This window comes from Promicromonospora sp. NPDC059942 (assembly GCF_042731755.1).
Lineage (GTDB): Bacteria > Actinomycetota > Actinomycetes > Actinomycetales > Cellulomonadaceae > Promicromonospora.
Genome location: NZ_JBHWLR010000038.1, coordinates 1 through 18,832, shown reverse-complemented (window position 1 = coordinate 18,832; position 18,832 = coordinate 1). Strand labels below are relative to the sequence as shown.

Genomic DNA, 18,832 nt, shown 5'->3' with positions numbered 1-18,832 from the left:
GCTCCTCGTGCGCGGCGCCGCGCCGAGCGCCGCGCCCGCCGCCGCGCCCGCCGCCGTGCCGAACGCCGCGCCCGCCGCCGTCCCGAGCGCCGCACTCGATGCCGCCCCGAGCGTCACGCCCGCCGCCGTCCCGAGCGCCGCGCCCGGCTCCGCCCCGGTCGCCGTTCCGCACGAGGAACCAGCCCGCACCCCGACCGGCGCGGCCGACCCGGCCGACGACTGGCAGCACCCCCACCTGCGGGTCCGCCTGCACCTGGACGGCGCCCCCTCCGGCGCGCGGTATCTCGACTTCGTCGACCAGCGCACGTTCGGGCACCTGAGCGTCCAGGACCTCGTGCCTGACGGCACGAGCGCGGGCGTCCCCGCCGGACACGGTTCCGACCTGCCGGTGCTGCCCGAGCCGGTGGCGCACATCGCGCGCGACCTGCTCGACCCGAACCTGGACCTGGACGCGCTGGTGAGCCGCGTCCGCCGTCGTCGGACACAGGTCAAGCGCGCCCTGCTGGACCAGACCGTGGTCTCCGGCGTGGGCAACATCTACGCCGACGAGGCGCTGTGGCGGGCGCAGGTGCACTGGGCCCGGGCGACCGACAAGCTGAAGGCCGCCGACGTGCGCCGCGTGCTGGACTCGGCGGCCGAGGTGATGCGCGAGGCGCTGGCGCAGGGCGGCACGAGCTTCGACGAGCTGTACGTCAACGTGAACGGCGAGTCGGGGTACTTCGACCGGTCGCTCGCCGTGTACGGCCGGGAGAACGAGGAGTGCCGCCGCTGCGGTGCGCTGGTGCGCCGCGACGCGTTCATGAACCGGTCGTCGTTCAGCTGCCCGGTCTGCCAGCCCAAACCACGCGGCCTCTGACCCCCGCCCCACCCGTTGAGTGCTGGCTATCTGTTGCTTCCGAGCGCCAGGAACAACAAATAGCCAGCACTCAACGAAGGCGAGGGGCGGGGGCGAGGGGCGGGGACCGGCAGGCTAGCGGGGGGCCACGTTGCGGAGCGGGGTGCCCGTGCGCCAGGCCGTGAGCTGGTCGGCCAGGAAGCGGGCCGCGCCGCGCGGCCGGCCGCCCGCGACGTGCGGCGTGAGGATCAGGTTCGGCACGTCCCACAGCGGCGAGTCCGCGGGCAGCGGCTCGGTCTCCATGACGTCGAGCGCGGCACCGGCGAGCCGTCCGGAGCGCAGGGCGTCCTCCAGGGCGGCCTCGTCCACGGTCGCGCCGCGGCCGACGTTCACGAACCGCGCGGTCGGCGGCAGCAGGCCCAGCAGCCGGGCGTCCAGGATGTGCCGCGTCGCGGGCACGGCGGGCAGCAGCGAGACGAGCAGGTCGGTCTCGGCCAGCAGCGCGTCGAGGCCGCCGGCGTCGACCACGGGGTAGCCGGAGCGCTCGCCGGCCCGCGAGGCGACGCCCGTGACCTGCGCGCCGAGCGCGGTGAGCAGCGGTGCCAGCCGCAGGGCGATCGACCCGAAGCCCCAGATCGTCACGCGCGCGCCGTCGAGCGAGTACTCGCGGCCGGTGACGCCGTCGGCCTGGGCGAACGCGATCTCCTTGGCCCAGCGGTGTTCCCGCTGCGCGGCCAGGGACACATCGATCCGGCGGACCGACGCCAGGATCAGGGCCAGCGCGTGCTCGGTGACGGTGTCGTCGTGCAGCGACTGCCCCGAAGAGATGACGACGTCGGGCGCGAACCCGGAGCGCAGCGCGACGTCCGGGCCCGCCGACAGGGTCTGCACCCAGCGCAGGCCGGTCAGCCGCTCGGCGGCGTCGGCCACGATCTTGGGCGGGCTGGACCAGGTGACGAGCAGCTCGGCGTCGGTGTGCTCGGCAGGGATCGGCTCGTTCATCGCGTAGGTGGCGACGGTGTCGGTGCCGCCGGGCGCGAAGGAGGCTCCGCCGTCGGGCAGCAGGGACGGGAAGTCGAGGTCGAAGGGCACGTCCGGTACGAGGATCTTCACGCCGGGGACGTTACCCGACCGGGGCACGAAGCAGAGCGCCCGTCCGGCTTGTCCGAGGGGAACCTCGGGACGGCCGGGCGGGCGCTCTGTGCCGGGGGTTCTTGCGAGTCGTGCGGGTACTGCGTGATGTGCCGGGAGGCGTCAGCCCGTCACCCGGATGAAGACCGGGTTGGTCTGCCACATCTCCGTGTAGTGCACGGGGACGCCCTCCTGCTGGGCCTCGACGACCATGCCGTTGCCCGCGTAGAGCGAGACGTGGCCGGACGTCCAGACGATGTCGCCCGGCTGGGCCTCCGCGGCGGAGACCTGGTAGCCGACCGTCGACATCGAGGCCGAGCTGTGCGGGAGGCTGACCCCGAGCTGGGCGTAGACGTACTGGATGAGCCCGGAGCAGTCGAAGCCGCTGGGGGAGGCTCCGCCCCACACGTAGGGCACGCCCACGTACTCGAGGGCGAGGTTGACGGCCTGCTGGCCGAGGTCCGCGGAGGACTCGGACGCTGCCGCCGCGGCGGCCTCGGCCTCGGCGGCTGCTGCCGCCGCAGCCTCGGCGGCGGCCTTCGCCTCCGCCTCGGCCTTCGCCTTGGCTTCCGCCTCGGCCTTGGCGCGCGCCTCGGCCTCCGCCTTCGCCTTGGCCTCGGCGATGCCGGCGTCCGTCTCGGCGTACGGGGTCACTGTGACGCGACCCTTCTCGGACTGGAAGTCGGCGTCGTGGGCGACCTCGACCTTGGTCACGAGGTTCTCGGCCAGGCCCGCACGGGTCTTGGTGTCGAACGTCTTGTTCGCGAGCGTGGTCTGGGTGTGGGACTCGGCAGGCGCGGTGTGGGCGGTCTGGGTGAAGACCGACGCGAGCATGCCGGACGTGACGACCGCGATGGCGCCGGTACGGGCGGCATTCTCGGCTGCTGTCTGGGTCAGAGCGGTGAAGGGGGTGAGAGCGGGGCCCTCGGCGCGGTGCCGCCCCCGGTTGCTGGGTCGGTTTGCCTGGTCGTCCGCCCAGTCGTGGGTGCGGTCGGTGAGTACGGTCACCAGTGATCTCCTCGGACGCCTACGAGGTGAGCTGTCGGGTTCGGATGGGGAGAGCGATCACCCGGCCTCACAAGGAGGCTTCACCCCGAGGACACTCGCGTGCCCGGCTTACCTGGTTCCCCCGCCCCTGTCACGTTCTGGCTGCTCAGGACCGGTGACAGGATTCGGCGTCCGGGCCTGGACCTCCCCGTTGCTGGAGCGGCGAGATCGACCGTACTCGTCCGTTGCGTAAATGTCACGATTAGGTCACATACCGTCTTGTGATGGAACGTTCCTGGCAATGAGTGCCGCGTGTCACCATGGCGTGCATGCCCGATTCCCCGCTCGACACCCTGCGCGCCCGGTACGACGTCGTCGTCGTCGGCGGCGGTCACAACGGCCTCACCGCGGCGGCCTACGCGGCCCGCGGCGGGCGCTCGGTCCTCGTCCTGGAGCGCGCCGACCACGTGGGCGGCGCCGCCGTCTCGGCCCGCCCGTTCGCGGGCGTCGACGCCCGCCTGTCGCGCTACTCCTACCTCGTCTCGCTCCTCCCGCGCCGGATCGTCGACGAGCTCGGCCTCCCGGTCCGCCTCATCCGCCGCCGCTTCTCCTCCTACACCCCCGTGGCCGACGGCGGCCTGCTGGTCGACACCCAGGACGACGCCGCCACCCGCGCCTCGTTCCGCCGCCTGACCGGCTCCGACGCCGACTTCGAGGCCTGGGGCCGGTTCTACGCGATGACCACCGAGGTGGCCCGCCGCCTCGCCCCGACACTCACCGAGCCCCTGCTCCCGCGCGCCACCGTCCGGCGTCTCGTGTCCGACGGCGTGGGCGAGGAGGCCTGGAGCGCACTCTTCGAGGAGCCCCTCGGTGAGGTGCTGCGCCGCACCTTCGCCGACGATGTCGTGCGGGGCGTCGCCGCCACCGACGGCCTGATCGGCACGTTCGCCGACGTCGACGAGCCGTCCCTGCGGCAGAACCGCTGCTTCCTCTACCACGTGATCGGCAACGGGACCGGCGACTGGGACGTGCCGGTGGGCGGCATGGGCGCCGTCTCCGGCGCCCTGCGCGACGCCGCGGTGGCGGCCGGCGCCACGATCGTCACCTCGGCGACCGTCACCGCCGTCGACCCCGGGGCCGTGGGGGCCGAGGTGGCCTGGACCGACGCCGACGGGCGCACCCGGGGCGTGACCGCCGGGCACGTGCTCGCGGGCTGCGCGCCGGCGGAGCTGGACCGGCTGCTCGCCGCGGCCGGGCGGGGTGCGGCCTCCGGCTCGTCCTCCGGTTCGTCCTCCGGTTCGTCCTCCGCGGAGCCGGGGTCGGCCGGGGCTGCCGGTCCGGGGCCCGAGGGCGCCCAGCTCAAGGTGAACATGCTGCTGCGCCGGCTGCCCAGGCTGCGCGACGACGTCGACCCCGTGGCGGCGTTCAGCGGAACGCTGCACGTCAACGAGTCGCTCACCCAGCTCCAGGACGCCTATGCGCAGGCGGCCGCCGGGCGCATCCCCGACCTGCCGCCGAGCGAGATCTACTGCCACACGCTGTCCGACCGGACGATCCTCGGCCCGGAGCTCGCCGCGACCGAGGCGCAGACCATCACGCTGTTCGGGCTGCACATGCCGGCCCGGCTCTTCCGCGCGGACCCCGACGGCGCTCGCGAGCGGGCCCTGGCGGCCACTCTCGCGTCCCTGAACACGGTGCTGGCCGAGCCCATCGAGGACGTGCTCGCGCTCGACGCCGACGGTGCGCCCTGCCTGGAGGTGCGCACCCCGGTCGACCTGGAGAGCGACGTGGGGCTGCCGGGCGGGCACATCTTCCACCGCGACCTGAGCTGGCCGTTCGCGGAGGACCGGTCGAGTGCCGAGTCAGGCGCTGGGTCGTCGTCGGTGGGGGCGGGCGTGGCCGGGTCGGGCGGGGCTGGGTCGGGCACGGCCGGATCCGGTGTGGCCGGGTCGGGTGTGGCCGGGTCGGGTGTGGCCGGGTCGGGTGTGGCCGGGCCTGCGGACGCCCCGGCCGCGACCGGGCTGGGTGTCGGAGCCGACGTCGGCGCCGGCGTCGGCGGCGCCGCCGAGCGCTGGGGCGTGGCGACCGCGCACCCGCGGGTGCTGCTCGCCGGCGCCGGAGCCCGCCGCGGCGGCGGCGTGAGCGGCATCCCGGGCCGCGCGGCGGCGATGGCGGTCCTGGAGACCCCGGCCCGCTGACCCCCGCCCGACCCATCAGCGGACCCTCGGTGTTGACCACAGCAGCTGCTGCCAGGTTGGCGCCTCTGCTGGCAGCAACTGCTGTGCTCAACGGCTCTGTCGGACGGCGTCAGCCCCGCCGTGCCGCCGGTTCGCCGGCCGGTGCTGAGCACAGCGGTTGCTGCCAGAGTGCGGCCCCTCTTGGCAGCAACTGCTGTGGTCAACGCCGGCTGACCTTGGTTCAGCAGGCCGTGGGCGACTGGAACTCCGAGGTTCATGGTCGTCTGCGGCCTGCTGAACCGAGGTCAGCAGGCGCAGGTCCTCAGTCGAGGGTCAGGGCCGTCGTCGGGGGGACGGCGGCCGCCCGGCGGGCCGGCAGGACGGCGGCCAGCAGGCCCGCCAGGGCGCCCACCGGCACGACGGCGGCGAGCTCGACCCACGGGACGCGCCAGGTCGCGGCGTCGAGCGCCGTCTGCACGAACGTCTCGTAGCCCACCCAGGCGAACCCCACGCCGAGCACCGTGCCGAGCAGGGTCGCGGTCACGGACAGCAGCACGGCCTCGGCCGCCAGCATGCGTCGCAGCTGCCGGCGGGTGAGCCCGAGCGCCCGCAGCATCGCGTGCTCGCGAACCCGTTCCAGGACGGACAGCCCGAGCGTGTTCGCGATCCCGATCAGCGCGATCACCACGGAGATGCCCAGCAGCCCGAGCGTCGCGGCCGTGACGGTCCCCAGCATCTGGTTGTCGGCCACCTCGGCCCGCAGCCCGTTGTCGACGTCGACGCCAGCCGCGTCGGCCAGCGTGTCCAGGTCGGCGAGCAGCGCGACCGGGTCGGCGTCGGCCGAGGCGCGGACCCACACCGCGTACGTCCGCGGCGAGCCCAGGGAGGTCAGCGTCTCCGGTGCGACGATGCCGGCCCCGCCCCAGCCCGAACCCGTGGTCACCCGCAGGTCCACGGGCGAGGCGGCGACGTCGTGCCCGCCGTCCCCGGTGGCGCTCGCCGTCACCGTGCCGGCGGACCCGTTGCCGAGCCGCTGCGCAGGTTCGTCGCCGTACACGTCCGCGTCCAGCGCGACCGTGCCCGGCTCGACCCGGGCGAACGCCCCGCCGTCCCGGGCGACCGCGCTCGCGTCGGGCGCGCCGAGCAGCAGGAGCGGCCGGTCGGCCGCGGTCACGTCGCCCCCGGCTGCCTCGCCCCCGGCTGCTTCGTCTCCGGCTGCCTCGCCCCCAGCGTCGTCGCCCCCAGCGTCGCCGCCCCCTGCCTCGCCCCCGGCTGCTTCGTCTCCGGCTGCCTCGCTCCCAGCCGCCCCGTCTCCGGCCTCGGCCGCGTCACCACCGGTCAGGTCCACCAGCACGCCGTCGACGGCGATCGCATCGCCCACGCCGGGCGTGGCCCGGACCTGGTCCAGCACGTCGGCGTCCAGCGGCCCGGTCCACGACGTGAGCGCGACGTCGAGCGGGTGCGCGGTGCCGTGGTTCGCGTCCACCGAGGCGCGCGTGGTGGCCAGCCCGGTGAGCACCGCCGTCGTCAGGGTGACGCCGACCAGCAGGGACGCGGCGGTGGCGGCGGTCCGGCGCGGGTTGCGCACGGCGTTCTCCGTCGCGAGCCGCCCGCCGGGGCCGAGCAGCGCCCCGACGACCCGCACCACCCGGGGAATCAGCAGGGGCCCGAGCAGGAGCACGCCCGCGAACAGCGTGCCGCCGCCGGCCACCATGCTGACCGTGCTGTCCTGGACGGCCGCCACCGCGAGCAGCGCGACGCCGCCGGCCAGGAACACCACCCCGAGCGCCACCCTGGCGCGGCCCGCGCCCGACCGCACGTCCACGGCGCCGTCGGGACGCAGCGCCGCCAGCGGGCTGATCCGCACGACGCGGCGGGTCGGCAGCCAGGACGCGACCGCCGTCACCACGAGCCCGACCGCGAACCCGCCCAGCAGCCACCAGCCCGGGAGCTGCGCGGGAGCGGTCAGCGGGCTCTGCCGCGTGAGCGCGTCGACCACGGCGATCAGGCCGTAGCCGAGGCCGGCGCCGGCCGCCACGCCGACCAGCGAGGCGAGCACCCCGACGACGGCCGCCTCCCGGCGCACCGACCCCATCACCTGGCGGCGCGTGGCGCCGACGCAGCGCAGCAGCGCGAAGTCGCGCACCCGCTGGGCGAACAGGATCGAGAACGTGTTCGTGATGACCAGCACCGAGACGAGGAGCGCGATGCCGGCGAAGACCAGCAGCAGCAGCGACAGCGTGTTCACGTTGTTGGTGTGCTGGGCCATGCTCTCGGCGACGTGCTCCTCGGGCGTGACCGCCGTCGCGCCGTCGGGCAGTGGGCCGGTGTCCCCTATGACGACCGCCCGGTCCAGCAGGAGGGTCTCGTCGTCGCGCCAGTTCAGCAGCTGCTCGAAGGTGATGTAGACCGCGGCCTGGCCCAGGTTCGCGGACGCCGCCGCGATGCCCACCACCTTGAGGTCGGCGGCGGTGGACCCGGCCCCGAGCGTGATCTCGTCGCCCACGGAGATCTCCATGTCCTGGGCGGTCCACACGTCGACGACGGCCTCGCCGGTGCGCTCCGGGAAGCGGCCCGAGTCGAGCGTCTGCCAGCGCAGCCGCGGCGCGGCGGCGATGTTCGCGACGAACTTGCCGGGGGCCTGCTCGGCGCCGGCGCGCAGCGGCAGGGTGGCCGAGCCGAGGACGGCGACGTCGTCGCCGTGCTGCGCGGCGTAGGTGATCGCGTTCTGGGTGCCCAGGTCCCGGACCACGTGGTCGGCGCCCGCGAACTGCGCCCCGGCGCCGGCCGTGATCCCGGTCCGGACGCCGGCCGTGAGCACGCCGACCGCCACGACGAAGGCCACCGCGACCACCACGGCGACCGCGGCCGCGACGTACCGGCGCAGGTGGCGGCGCAGCGACTGCAGGAGAACGGTGCGCATCAGGCGATCAGCCCGTCCTGCACGGTGACCACGTCGTCGGCGTACGCCGCGGCGTCCGGCTCGTGGGTGACCATCACGACGGTCTGCCCGAGCTCGCGCGCCGACCGCCGCAGATGGTCCAGCACCTCCGCCGACGTGGTGCTGTCCAGGTTGCCGGTGGGCTCGTCGGCGAACAGCAGGCTCGGCCGGGTGACCAGGGCCCGGGCGATCGCGACCCGCTGCTGCTGGCCACCCGACAGCTCGGCGGGCCGGTGGTCGAGCCGGTCGGCCACGCCGAGGCTGTCCGCGAGCTCGTCGGCGCGCTCGAGGGCGGCGGCGTCGATCCTCGGGTGGGCCAGCTCCAGGGGGAGCAGGATGTTCTGCCGCGCGGTGAGCATCGGCAACAGGTTGAACGACTGGAACACGAAGCCGATGTGCTCGCGGCGGAAGATGGTCAGGGCGTCGTCGCCGAGCGCCCCGAGGTCGGTGCCGCCCACCGCGACGGTGCCGCCGCTGGGGCGGTCCAGCCCGGCGAGGCAGTGCATGAGCGTGGACTTGCCCGACCCGCTCGGGCCCATGATCGCGGTGAACCGCCCGCGCGGGACGTCGAGGTCGACGCCGCGCAGGGCGTGCACCTGGGCCTCGCCCCGGCCGTAGGTCTTGGTCAGGCCGCGCGCGCTGGCGGCCAGGGACTGGTCGGCCGCGCCGGGCGTGGCGGGTTCCGTGGTGCGTGCGGTGGTGGGCCCGGCGGTGGGCTGGGTGGGTGCCGGCCGGTCGGCCGCCGTCGCCGGTGCTCGTCTGCTGGAGGACATGACGCCAGCCAAGTGGGCACGCGGTTGCCGCCGTGTATGCGGTTTTCCATATGCCCCCGATATACGTGCGGTCCGTAGCATCGAGGCATGCGTGTGCTGATCGTCGAGGACGAGCCCGAGATGGCGGAGGGCATCCGCGCGGGCCTGCGCCTGGAGGCGATCGCCGCCGACGTCGCGGGCGACGGCCACACCGCGCTGGAGCTGCTGAGCGTCAACGGGTACGACATCGCGGTGCTCGACCGCGACATCCCCGGGCCCTCGGGGGACGAGATCGCCCGGCGCGTGGTCGCGTCCGGCAGCGGCATGCCGATCCTCATGCTCACCGCCGCCGACCGGCTCGACGACAAGGCCTCCGGGTTCGAGCTCGGCGCCGACGACTACCTCACCAAGCCCTTCGAGCTGCGTGAGCTCGTGCTCCGGCTCCGGGCGCTCGACCGTCGTCGGGCCCACCACCGCCCACCCGTGCGGGAGATCGCGGGGCTGCGCCTGGACCCGTTCCGCCGCGAGGTCTACCGCGACGGCCGCTACGTGCCGCTCACACGCAAGCAGTTCGCCGTCCTGGAGGTCCTCGTCGGCGCGGAGGGCGGCGTCGTGAGCGCCGAGGAGCTGCTCGAACGGGCGTGGGACGAGAACGCCGACCCCTTCACCAACGCCGTGCGCATCACCGTCTCGGCGCTGCGCAAGCGGCTCGGCGAGCCGTGGGTGATCGCCACGGTGGCCGGGGTGGGCTACCGCATCGACGTGGCCGCGGACGCCGACCGTGACGAGGACGCCGACCGTGGCTAGGGCGCCCGGCCTGAGCGTCCGCCTCAAGCTCACCTTGAGCTACACGGGGTTCCTCATGCTGGCCGGCACGCTCGTGCTCGGGGTCGCGTGGGCGTTCCTGCTGCGGTTCTCGCCCGCGGCCGGGATCGACTCCCTGCGCGAGCTCACCAACCCCCAGGTCTTCGTCGGCGGCTGGGGGCCGCGGGTGTTCGTCCCGGCGGCGCTCGTGGTGATGGCGTTCCTGCTGGTGTTCGGCCTGGTGGGTGGGTGGTTCCTCGCGGGCCGCATGCTCGCGCCGCTGGCGCAGATCACCGACGCCACGCGGCGTGCTGCGGGCGGGTCGCTCGCGCACCGGATCCACCTGCCGGGCCGCCGGGACGAGTTCCGCGAGCTCGCGGACTCCTTCGACGCCATGCTCGCCCGGCTCGAGTCGCAGGTCGCGGAGCAGCGCCGGTTCGCCGCCAACGCCTCCCACGAGCTGCGCACCCCGCTGGCCATCACCCAGACGTTCCTCGAGGTGGCCCGCCGGGACCCGGACGGCGACACCGGCGACCTCGTCGAGCGGCTGCACGCCGTCAACTCCCGGGCGATCGACCTCACCGAGGCCCTGCTCGTGCTGAGCCGAGCCGACCAGCGGTCCTTCACCCCGGAGCGCATCGACCTGTCCCTCCTCGCGGAGGAGGCCACCGAGACGCTCCTGCCGCTGGCGGGCCGCCGCGGCGTCACGATCGAGACCTCGGGCGACGTCGCCCCCACGACCGGGTCGCCGACCCTCCTGCTGCAGCTGACGACGAACCTGGTGCACAACGCGATCGTCCACAACCTGCCCGACGGCGCCGCCGAGCCCGGCACGGTGCTGGTCCGCACCGCCACGGGGCCCGGCGGGCCGACGCTCACGGTCGAGAACACGGGCGAGCGGCTCACCGCGGGCCTCGTCGCCACGCTCGCCGAGCCGTTCCAGCGCGGCACCGAGCGGGCACGCGCCCGGCGGTCCGGCGGCGATCACGTGGGCGTCGGCCTGGGCCTGGCCATCGTCCGGAGCATCACCGAGGCGCATGACGGGACCCTCGCCCTCGAACCCCGGGCCGGCGGGGGCCTCCGCGCCACGGTCCGCCTGCCGGCCGGCTGAGCCGGCAGCGCGTCGGCCGGCCCGCGTCGGCCGGCAGCGCGTCGGCCGAGCCGACGTCGCTCGACCATGCAGCTGCTGCCAGATGCGGGCCCGGCCTGGCAGCAACTGCATGGTCGACGTCGTCAGGCCTCCTGGGCCGCCGACCAGGCGTAGGTCGCGTCCGCGGCGAGCAGGTCCGCGTGCCGCCCGCGGGCCGTGACGGTCGCGGGGGAGCCGGGGCCGGCCGCCACGCTCGCCGGTCCGCCGGCCGGTCCGTCCGTCGGTCCGTCCGCCAGGAGCAGCACCTCGTCCGCGACGGCCAGCGGCGTCAGCCGGTGGGTCGCCAGCAGCACCGCCCGGCCGGTCGCGCGGGCGTGGCCCGCGACGGCGTCCACGAGCGCGTCGGCGGTCGTCCCGTCGAGGTGCTCGGCGGGCTCGTCCACGAGCAGCACCCGCGCCGGCGCCAGGAGTGCGCGCGCCACCAGCAGCCGACGGCGCTCGCCGCCCGAGACCGCCGCCGCGTCCGTACCCACCACGGTGTCCAGTCCCGCCGGGAGCGCGGCGAGCCAGTCGCCCAGCCCGACGGCGTCCAGCGCGGCGTGCGCCTCGTCCGGCGTGACGTCGCCGCGGGCGACCCGCAGGTTCTCCAGCACGGTCGTGTCGAACACGTGCCCGTCCTCGGCGACGAACAGCGTCCCGCCACCCGTGTCCCCGGCCCGCGCGGCCCGTAGCTCGTCAGGTCTCCGGTGGTCCGAGCTGCCGATCGCCTGACGAGCTGCCGACCTTCCGCCGACCGCCCCGCTCACCGGCGGGATCAGTCCCGCCGCCGTCATCAGCAGCGTCGTCTTGCCCACGCCGGACGGCCCCGCCAGCGCCACGACCGAGCCCGGCGCCAGCGTGATGGACACCCCCTCGACCGCGACGACGGGCCGTCCGTCCGCGCCGGGCCAGCCGGCGGCGACGTCGTCCAGCACGAGCAGCGCCCCGCCGTCGCCCGCGCGACCCTCGCCGCCAGCGCCAGCCTCGGCCCGCTCCGCGTCAGACGCCGAGGCCACCCGGGTGACCTGTACGTCTGACACGGGGGAGGGCTCCGGGAGCAGCGCCAGGAGCCGCCGCGCCGCCTCGCGCGACCGGTGCAGCTGGACCGCCGCGGCGGGCAGGCCCGCGGTCGCCTCGAACACGGCGAGCGGCGTCAGCACGATCACCGTCAGCGCCTCGGGCGACAGCGTGCCCGCCAGCGCCGCCGGGATCCCGAACGCCAGCGACGCGAGCACCGCGAGGCCCTGGGCCAGCGCCCCCAGCGCGGCGGCGCGTCCGGAGGTGCGGGCGCCGTCGTCGGCCACGGCGGACAGCCGCGCGTCCGCGGCGTCCAGGTCGGCCAGCCGCGCGTCGAACCGCCCCGCGACCCGCAGCGGCGCCGACTCCTCCAGGAGCTCCAGGGTCAGCGCCGTCACCTCGCCGCGGGCGGCCGCGCCCCGCGCCTCGGTCCGGGCCGCGGCGCGCGCGGCGAGCCACGGCGTCACGACGCCCGCCAGCACCAGGCAGAACGCCAGCGCCACGCCCGCGGCCGGCAGCAGCACGCCCAGCAGGATCACGGAACCCAGCGACGTCACCGCCGCGACGCCGGCGGGCACGACGGCGCGCACCACGACGTCGCCGACGTCGTCGACGTCCTGCCCGATGCGCGCCAGGAGCTCGCCGCGCCGCACGGTGACCGGCCGGTCGTCCGCGGCGAGCCGCTCGTACAGGTTGGCGCGCAGGGCGGACATGCCCCGCAGGGCGACGTCGTGCGAGGCGAGGCGCTCGCAGTAGCGCAGCACGGCCCGCCCGATGCCGAAGGCCCGCACCGACACGACCGCGACGGAGAGCGTGAGCACCGGCGGCATCTGCGACGCGCGGGCGACCAGCCAGGCGGCGACGGCGGCGAGCCCGATCGCGCAGGCCAGGGCCAGCACGCCCAGCGCGATCGCGGCGGCGACCTTGCCGGGCCGGACCTCCAGCAGCGGCAGGATGCGCCGCAGCGGGTCGCGGCCCGGTCCGGGCGCGGGGGAGGCCGGACGGGCCGGCTCGCGGGTCAGCTGGTCGGTCATCGTGTCCCCCGGTCGATCGCGAGGTCGGACGCCGGCCCGTCCGCGGAGCCGGGCGCACCGCCCGCGGGCGTGGCCGGCTCTGTCGGGTCCGCGGCGCCCGGCGAGCCAGGCGAGCCCGGCGAGCCTTCATCCCGTGAGCCTGGAAAGTCCGCCCGGTCCGTCGGATGCGTCGGGTCCGCCGCCGAGCGGACGTCGATCACCTGGTCCGCGAGGGCGAGCAGCGACGCCCGGTGCGCGACGACGACCACGGTCCGGCCGGCGTCGCGCCAGGCCCGGACGGTGTCGAGCACGGCCTGCTCGCCGCGCGCGTCGAGGTGCGCGGTCGGCTCGTCGAGGATCACGAGCGGCCGGGCGGCCGCGTCGTCGAGCAGGGCGGACGTGAGCGCGACGCGCTGACGCTGGCCGACGGACAGCCCCACCCCGCCGAGCCCGACGCGGGTGTCCCACCCGTCGGGCAGCGCGCCGACGACGGCGTCCAGGCCGGTCAGCCGCGCCGCCCCGGAGAGCGCCCGCTCGCGGTCCGCGCCGTCCGCGTCGGCGACACCGCCGAGCCCCGAGGCGCCCTCCAGGACGACGTCGCGCAACCGTCCCGGCGGGAGCGTGGGCCGCTGCGGAACCCAGGTGAGCCCGCCCCACCAGCCCGCGAGCTCGTCGGCGGACGCGTCGGCCAGGTCGAGGAACGCGCCGTCGCCGGTGACCAGGCCCACCCGCCCGGCGTCCGGCGAGAGCAGCCCGAGCATGGTCAGTACGGCGGTCGACTTCCCGGCCCCGCTGGGCCCCCGCAACGCGACGACCAGCCCGGCCCTGTCCCCGACCGGTATCCGCGCCGACAACCCTGCAGGCGCGACAACCCCCCGCCCGGCAGCCCGCACGGAAACCCCCTCCAGCACCACGCCCCGCACACCTCCGCCACGCACCCCGGAAGGCGAGTCGCCCTCCGACCGGACGGGAGCAGGAGCACCGGAGAGCAGCGCAAACGCCCGATCCACGGCGGCGACCCCGTCCGCGGAAGCATGGAACTCGGCCCCCACCCGCCGCAGCGGCAGGTAGATCTCCGGCGCCAGCACCAGCACGGCCAACGCCGGCTCCAGCAGCATCGCGCCCTCGACGAGCCGCAGCCCGACGCCCACGGCGATGATCGCGACGGACAGCGTGGTGAGCAGCTCCAGCACCATCGAGGACAGGAACGCGATCCGCAGCGTGCCCATCGTGGCCTTGCGCGAGGCGTCGCCCAGCGCGCGCACCCGTTCGCCCGGCCCGAACGACCGGCCGAAGGCGCGCAGGGTCGGGAGCCCGGCGACCAGGTCGAGCACCTGGGCGCCGAGCCGTTCGACGGTGGCGAGCCGGCGTTCGGAGGTGCCCGCCGTCAGCCGCCCCACGAGCACCATGAACACGGGCACGAGCGGCAGCGTCACGATCGCGATGACCGCGGAGACCCAGTCCAGGCCGAACACCACGCACACGAGCGCGGGGGTGAGCAGCGCCGTCAGCACGAGCTGCGGCACGTACCGCACGAGGTACGGCTCCAGCGCGTCCAGGCCGCGCGTCGCGAGGGTCGCGACCTCGGCCTCGGGGCTCGCCCCGCTCCCGCTGCCCGACGTCGCCGCGGGGCTGTTCGCCGTCGCGCCGCCGTCCGCCGCCGGACCGCCCGCGACACCGCCGCCGCCGCCGCCGCCGCCGTCCGCCGTCGGCCAGCTTGCCCGCGGGCCACGCAGTGCCCACGCCTCCACCACGGCGCGCCGCAGCTCGGCGATGGTGCGGGCGGCCGCGCGCAGCGCGTACCGCTCCTGGGCCCAGGCGACGGCGGCGCGCCCCACGACGACGAAGGCCAGCCACGCGAAGGACCGCACCAGCTCCGGCCCGGACACGCCGTCCCCGCGCACCACCGGCGTGAGGATCGCGGCGATGAGCAGCGCCTGCGCCACGATCAGCCCGGCTGCGGCGATGCCGAGGCCGACCGTGAGCGCCACGTACCAGCGGGCCGCGTGCACCTGGCGCAGCAGGCGGGGGTCGAGGGGCTTCATGACGTGATGTTCCCGTACCGGTCCGGGGTCCGGCTCAGAACGCCGACTCCTTGATCTTCTTCCAGGTCAGGCCCACCGGGGCGGGGATGTGGTCCACCGTGAGCCGGCGCCGGAAGACCCAGTAGGTCCAGCCCTGGTACAGGATCACCAGGGGCGTGAGGAACGCGGCCACCCAGGTCATGATGGTCAGGGTGTACGGGGTCGACGACGCCTCGGCGATGGTCAGGGAGTTGCCGCCGTCCAGGCCGGGCATGACGTCGGGGTACATGGAGCCGAAGATGAGCACCGCGGCCGCGACGATCGTCACGGCCGAGAGGCCGAAGGCCCAGCCCTCGCGCCCCACCCGGTTGGTCAGCACCACACCGACCAGGGACAGCGCGGCGACCGCGACGGCGGCCCACGTCCAGGTGGCGGAGAACGCGACCTGCGCCCAAACCGCCCAGCCGCCGGCCACGAGCACGGCGACCAGGGACAGCACGCCGGCGAACCGCCGGGCCCGCGCCCGGATGTCGCCGTCGGTCTTGAGCGCCACGAACACCGACCCGTGCAGCAGGAACAGCACGAGCGTCGTGGCCCCGCCGAGCAGCGAGAACGGGTTGATCAGGGCCCAGAAGCCGCCCACGTACTGGTGCGCCTCGTCGAGCTGGACGCCGCGCACCAGGTTGGCGAACGCGACGCCCCAGAGCACGGCGGGCACCCAGGAGCCCACCTGGATCGCGAGGTCGCAGCGCCGCGACCAGACGGCGTCCGCGATCTTGCCGCGGTACTCGATGGCGACGCCGCGCACGATCAACGCCACCAGGATCAGCAGCAGCGGCAGGTAGAACCCGGAGAACAGGGTGGCGTACCACTCGGGGAACGCCGCGAAGGTGGCGCCGCCCGCGGTGATCAGCCACACCTCGTTGCCGTCCCACACGGGCCCGATGGTGTTCAGGAGGACGCGCCGTTCCTTCTCCCGGTGCTCGGCCCGGCCGCGCGGGAGCAGGGACATGAGCATCCCGACGCCGAAGTCGAACCCCTCGAGCACGAGGTACCCGGTCCACAGGATCGCGATGATGAAGAACCACAGGAGTGCGAGGTCCACGGTCACTTCCTTGTCTGAGTCAGGTCAGGTCTTGCGGACGGGGGTCAGTAGGCGAAGGAGAGGGGCCGGTCGGAGTCGTCCGAGGCGGCCTCGGGCGACTCGTCGCGGACCGTCGCGGGCACGCCCTCGATCGCGTACCGGTGCATGAGCCGGTACCAGACGAAGGCCAGCACGCCGTAGAGCAGGGTGAACACGATCATCGAGGTGAGCACCATGCCCGGGCTCACCACCTCCGAGACCCCGCGCATGGTGAGCAGACGGATCTGGTCGATGCCGGTGGGGTTCGGGGCCACCACCCAGGGCTGGCGGCCCATCTCCGTGAAGATCCAGCCGAACGACGAGGCGAGGAACGGCGTGGGGATCGCGATGATGCCGATGCGGGCGAGCCACTTGTTGTCGCTGACCCGGCCGCCGCGCGTGAACCAGAGCGCGGCCAGGGCGAGCAGCACGGACCCGGCCGCGAACCCGATCATGAGCCGGAAGCTCCAGTAGGTGACGGCGAGGTTGGGCGTGTACGAGATGGCGTTGCCGGCGTCGTCGGTCTCGCCGTACCGCTCGGAGTACTCCTGCTGCACGTCGTTGACGCCGGGCAGGAAGCTCTCCGGCCCCGAGAAGTGGCCGGTGCCGAGGTAGCTGGCCAGGCCGGGCACCTCCAGGATGTGCCGCACGCCCTCGCAGGAGTTGGACAGGTCGCCGATCGTGAGGATCGAGAAGTTCGCCGCCTCCTCGCCCTCGCACAGCGCCTCGGCGGACGCCATCTTCCCGGGCTGCTGCTCGAACATCAGCTTGCCCTGGGCGTCGCCCGTCAGCGCGACGCCGACGCCGGCCACCAGCATCACCACTGTGCCGAGGATCACGGCGGGGCGGTACACGTTCCGGGCGAGCTCGACGGACTCCGGCTTCTTGGTCCGGGCCAGGCGCACCATCCACCAGGCGGCGATGCCGGCCACGAACGTCCCGGCCGTCAGGAATGCGGCGGCGACGGCGTGCGGGAAGGCTGCCCACAGCGTGTTGTTGGCGAGGATCGCCCAGATGGACTCCATCTCGGCGCGGCCGGTCTCGGGGTTGAACCGGGCGCCCACGGGGTGCTGCATCCAGGAGTTGGCGGCCAGGATGAAGAAGGCCGACAGGTTCACCGCGATGGCCACGGCCCAGATGCAGGCCAGGTGGACCTTCTTGTTCAGGCGGTCCCAGCCGAAGATCCACAGGCCGAGGAACGTCGACTCCACGAAGAACGCTGCGAGGGCCTCCATGGCCAGCGGTGCGCCGAACACGTCGCCGACGAACCGGGAGTACTCGCTCCAGTTCATGCCGAACTGGAACTCCTGCACGATGCCCGTCACGACGCCGAGCGCGAAGTTGATCAGGAAGAGCTTGCCGAAGAACTTGGTCAGCCTCAGCCAGCGCTCGTTCCCCGTCCGCACCCAGGCGGTCTGCATGATCGCGACGAGCGGCGCCAGCCCGATCGTGAGCGGGACGAAGATGAAGTGATAGACGGTGGTGATGCCGAACTGCCAGCGTGCCAGGTCGAGAGCTTCCACTCCGGGCTCCTGAGGTGTGTCTCCGAAACGGCTTCTTCCCTTTGGACGCTAGGCCTGATCTGCCAGGTCCGCGCGTCGCCGCTGGGTGAGACCGTCGCTTGTGAATGTCTTCACAAGGCACTGTACACGGACTTGGAGCGCGGTTTGGCTCTTTGTTGCCCAAGGCTCAGATGTGGGCGGTACAGGCATGGTCTCCTGTGCGATACTGGTCGAACCCGCGCAGGCCACATCCCTGCGTGGACTGCAGAGTCCAACACTGCCCGCGATCCGCACGCGGTGCCGCAGTCACGACAGAACGTGGCCGCAGGCGTCCGCGAAGATCGCAGGAACAGGGCCGCAGCCGAGACTTCCGTCCAGATGTGTCGCTTCGCCGCGGCGCATCCACCGGACGACCGACCGCCTGGCGGTCCGCATGGTGTGGAGCGGACGCCGGCTACAGGAGCACCTCACGTGACGCCTTCCAGCACCACCGGTTCGACCATCGGGTCACAGGATGATCACGACGCACCTGAGGCGAACGCCCAGGTCACCACTGGTGGGGAGGCTCCGGCGGAGGCTGCGCCCGCCAAGCGCCCGCGTCGTCGGGCCACGCGGTCCGTCGTCTCGACGGCCACCAACGTGGAGCCCATCGTCGTCGGCGCGTCCGACGCCCCCGCCGCCCCGGCGGAGAGCCAGCCCGTGACCACGGGCGGCACCGCGGCGGTCGCGACCTCCGCGGCCCCCACGGCCGGTGAGCCCACCACCAAGCGCCCGCGCCGCCGCGCCACGCGCGGGGTCTCCTCGCCCACCGCGGTCGAGGCGCCCGCCGCTCCCGCGCCCGTCGAGGAGCCGACGACGGACCAGCCGGTCGCCGCCGAGCCCGTCGTGGCCGAGGAGATCGCGCCCGCCGAGACGGAGATCACCGCGGAGGCGGCTCCCGCCGTCGAGCCCGAGCCCGAGGCCGTCGTGGCTGCCGAGCCCGAGGTTCTCGCGGAGCCCGAGGCGCCTGCCGAGCCCGAGAGCTCTGCCGAGCCCGAGGCGTCCGCCGCTCTCGACCTCGACCTGCCGGAGCCCGTCGCCGCCGAGCCCGTGGCCGAGGCGCCGGCCCGTGGGGTCGCGAGCCTCGACGACATCGTGCTGCCCGGCGGCCCGGCCGCCGAGCCCGCCGCCGAGGCGGAGCAGGCCGCGCCGAAGCGCCGGACCCGCCGCAAGGCCGAGCCGACGGCGGAGGCCGCCACGGCCGAGCCGTCCGCCGAGGCCGCGGCGGAGCCCGAGGCCGAGCCCGCGCCCAGGCGCAGCCGGTCGCGCCGCAAGCCCGCCTCGGAGCAGGCTGTCGAGCCGACGTCGGCGGAGGCTGCACCGGCTGAGCCGGCCGCCGCAGAGGCGCCCGCCGCGGC

General features: G+C 74.8%; 12 protein-coding genes, 1 pseudogene and 1 riboswitch. Of the genes and pseudogenes, 5 read left to right on the top strand and 8 right to left on the bottom strand.

The window, feature by feature from the left end:
* The coding region (locus ACFV9Q_RS28665) for a DNA-formamidopyrimidine glycosylase (protein ID WP_377237234.1) at nt 1–856 on the top strand (856 nt) is incomplete at its 5' end.
* Between the two features lie 114 nt (nt 857–970).
* Here the strand turns inward: ACFV9Q_RS28665 and ACFV9Q_RS28660 are convergent.
* The gene (locus tag ACFV9Q_RS28660) at nt 971–1,948 is read right to left on the bottom strand and encodes an NAD(P)-dependent oxidoreductase (RefSeq protein ID WP_377237233.1); all 978 of its coding nucleotides are present in this window, start codon (nt 1,946–1,948) and stop codon (nt 971–973) included.
* A 141-nt stretch (nt 1,949–2,089) separates the two neighbouring features.
* Nucleotides 2,090–2,974, bottom strand: a complete 885-nt coding sequence (locus ACFV9Q_RS28655) for a C40 family peptidase (RefSeq protein WP_377228577.1) — start codon at nt 2,972–2,974, stop codon at nt 2,090–2,092.
* Nucleotides 2,975–3,154, bottom strand: a riboswitch (cyclic di-AMP (ydaO/yuaA leader).
* 128 nt (nt 3,155–3,282) lie between these two features.
* Between ACFV9Q_RS28655 and ACFV9Q_RS28650 the strand changes: the two genes are divergently transcribed.
* Nucleotides 3,283–5,151, top strand: coding sequence for a phytoene desaturase family protein (locus tag ACFV9Q_RS28650; protein ID WP_377237232.1), 1,869 nt, complete (start codon nt 3,283–3,285; stop codon nt 5,149–5,151).
* Between the two features lie 301 nt (nt 5,152–5,452).
* Here the strand turns inward: ACFV9Q_RS28650 and ACFV9Q_RS28645 are convergent, their stop codons facing one another.
* Together ACFV9Q_RS28645 and ACFV9Q_RS28640 are read right to left on the bottom strand one after the other, a co-directional pair.
* Entirely contained in the window at nt 5,453–8,053 is a 2,601-nt protein-coding gene (locus ACFV9Q_RS28645; protein ID WP_377237231.1) for an ABC transporter permease, read from the bottom strand.
* Entirely contained in the window at nt 8,053–8,844 is a 792-nt protein-coding gene (locus ACFV9Q_RS28640; protein ID WP_377237230.1) for an ABC transporter ATP-binding protein, read from the bottom strand. Before ACFV9Q_RS28640 ends, ACFV9Q_RS28645 begins: the two co-directional genes overlap by 1 nt.
* 87 nt (nt 8,845–8,931) lie before the next feature.
* Between ACFV9Q_RS28640 and ACFV9Q_RS28635 the strand changes: the two genes are divergently transcribed.
* Nucleotides 8,932–9,630: a response regulator transcription factor gene (locus ACFV9Q_RS28635; RefSeq protein WP_377237229.1), complete on the top strand. Its 699-nt coding sequence runs from the start codon at nt 8,932–8,934 to the stop codon at nt 9,628–9,630.
* The gene (locus ACFV9Q_RS28630) at nt 9,623–10,738 is read left to right on the top strand and encodes a sensor histidine kinase (protein WP_377237228.1); all 1,116 of its coding nucleotides are present in this window, start codon (nt 9,623–9,625) and stop codon (nt 10,736–10,738) included. The genes ACFV9Q_RS28635 and ACFV9Q_RS28630 overlap by 8 nt, the downstream gene beginning before the upstream one ends.
* 122 nt (nt 10,739–10,860) lie before the next feature.
* Here the strand turns inward: ACFV9Q_RS28630 and cydC are convergent, their stop codons facing one another.
* From cydC to ACFV9Q_RS28610, 4 genes are read right to left on the bottom strand one after another with little or no spacing between them, the layout of a single operon-like run.
* A complete protein-coding gene (gene cydC / locus ACFV9Q_RS28625; protein WP_377237227.1) occupies nt 10,861–12,807 on the bottom strand; it encodes a thiol reductant ABC exporter subunit CydC in 1,947 nt (648 codons plus the stop codon).
* Nucleotides 12,804–14,831: a thiol reductant ABC exporter subunit CydD gene (gene cydD, locus ACFV9Q_RS28620; protein ID WP_377237226.1), complete on the bottom strand. Its 2,028-nt coding sequence runs from the start codon at nt 14,829–14,831 to the stop codon at nt 12,804–12,806. Before cydD ends, cydC begins: the two co-directional genes overlap by 4 nt.
* Nucleotides 14,832–14,865: 34 nt before the next feature.
* A complete protein-coding gene (gene cydB / locus ACFV9Q_RS28615; protein ID WP_377237225.1) occupies nt 14,866–15,915 on the bottom strand; it encodes a cytochrome d ubiquinol oxidase subunit II in 1,050 nt (349 codons plus the stop codon).
* Between the two features lie 44 nt (nt 15,916–15,959).
* On the bottom strand, nt 15,960–17,456 hold the full coding sequence (locus ACFV9Q_RS28610) for a cytochrome ubiquinol oxidase subunit I (protein ID WP_377237224.1): 1,497 nt from the start codon (nt 17,454–17,456) through the stop codon (nt 15,960–15,962).
* Nucleotides 17,457–17,906: 450 nt separating this feature from the next.
* Between ACFV9Q_RS28610 and ACFV9Q_RS28605 the strand changes: the two are divergent.
* Nucleotides 17,907–18,832: pseudogene (locus tag ACFV9Q_RS28605) on the top strand (ribonuclease E/G); the annotation flags it as partial.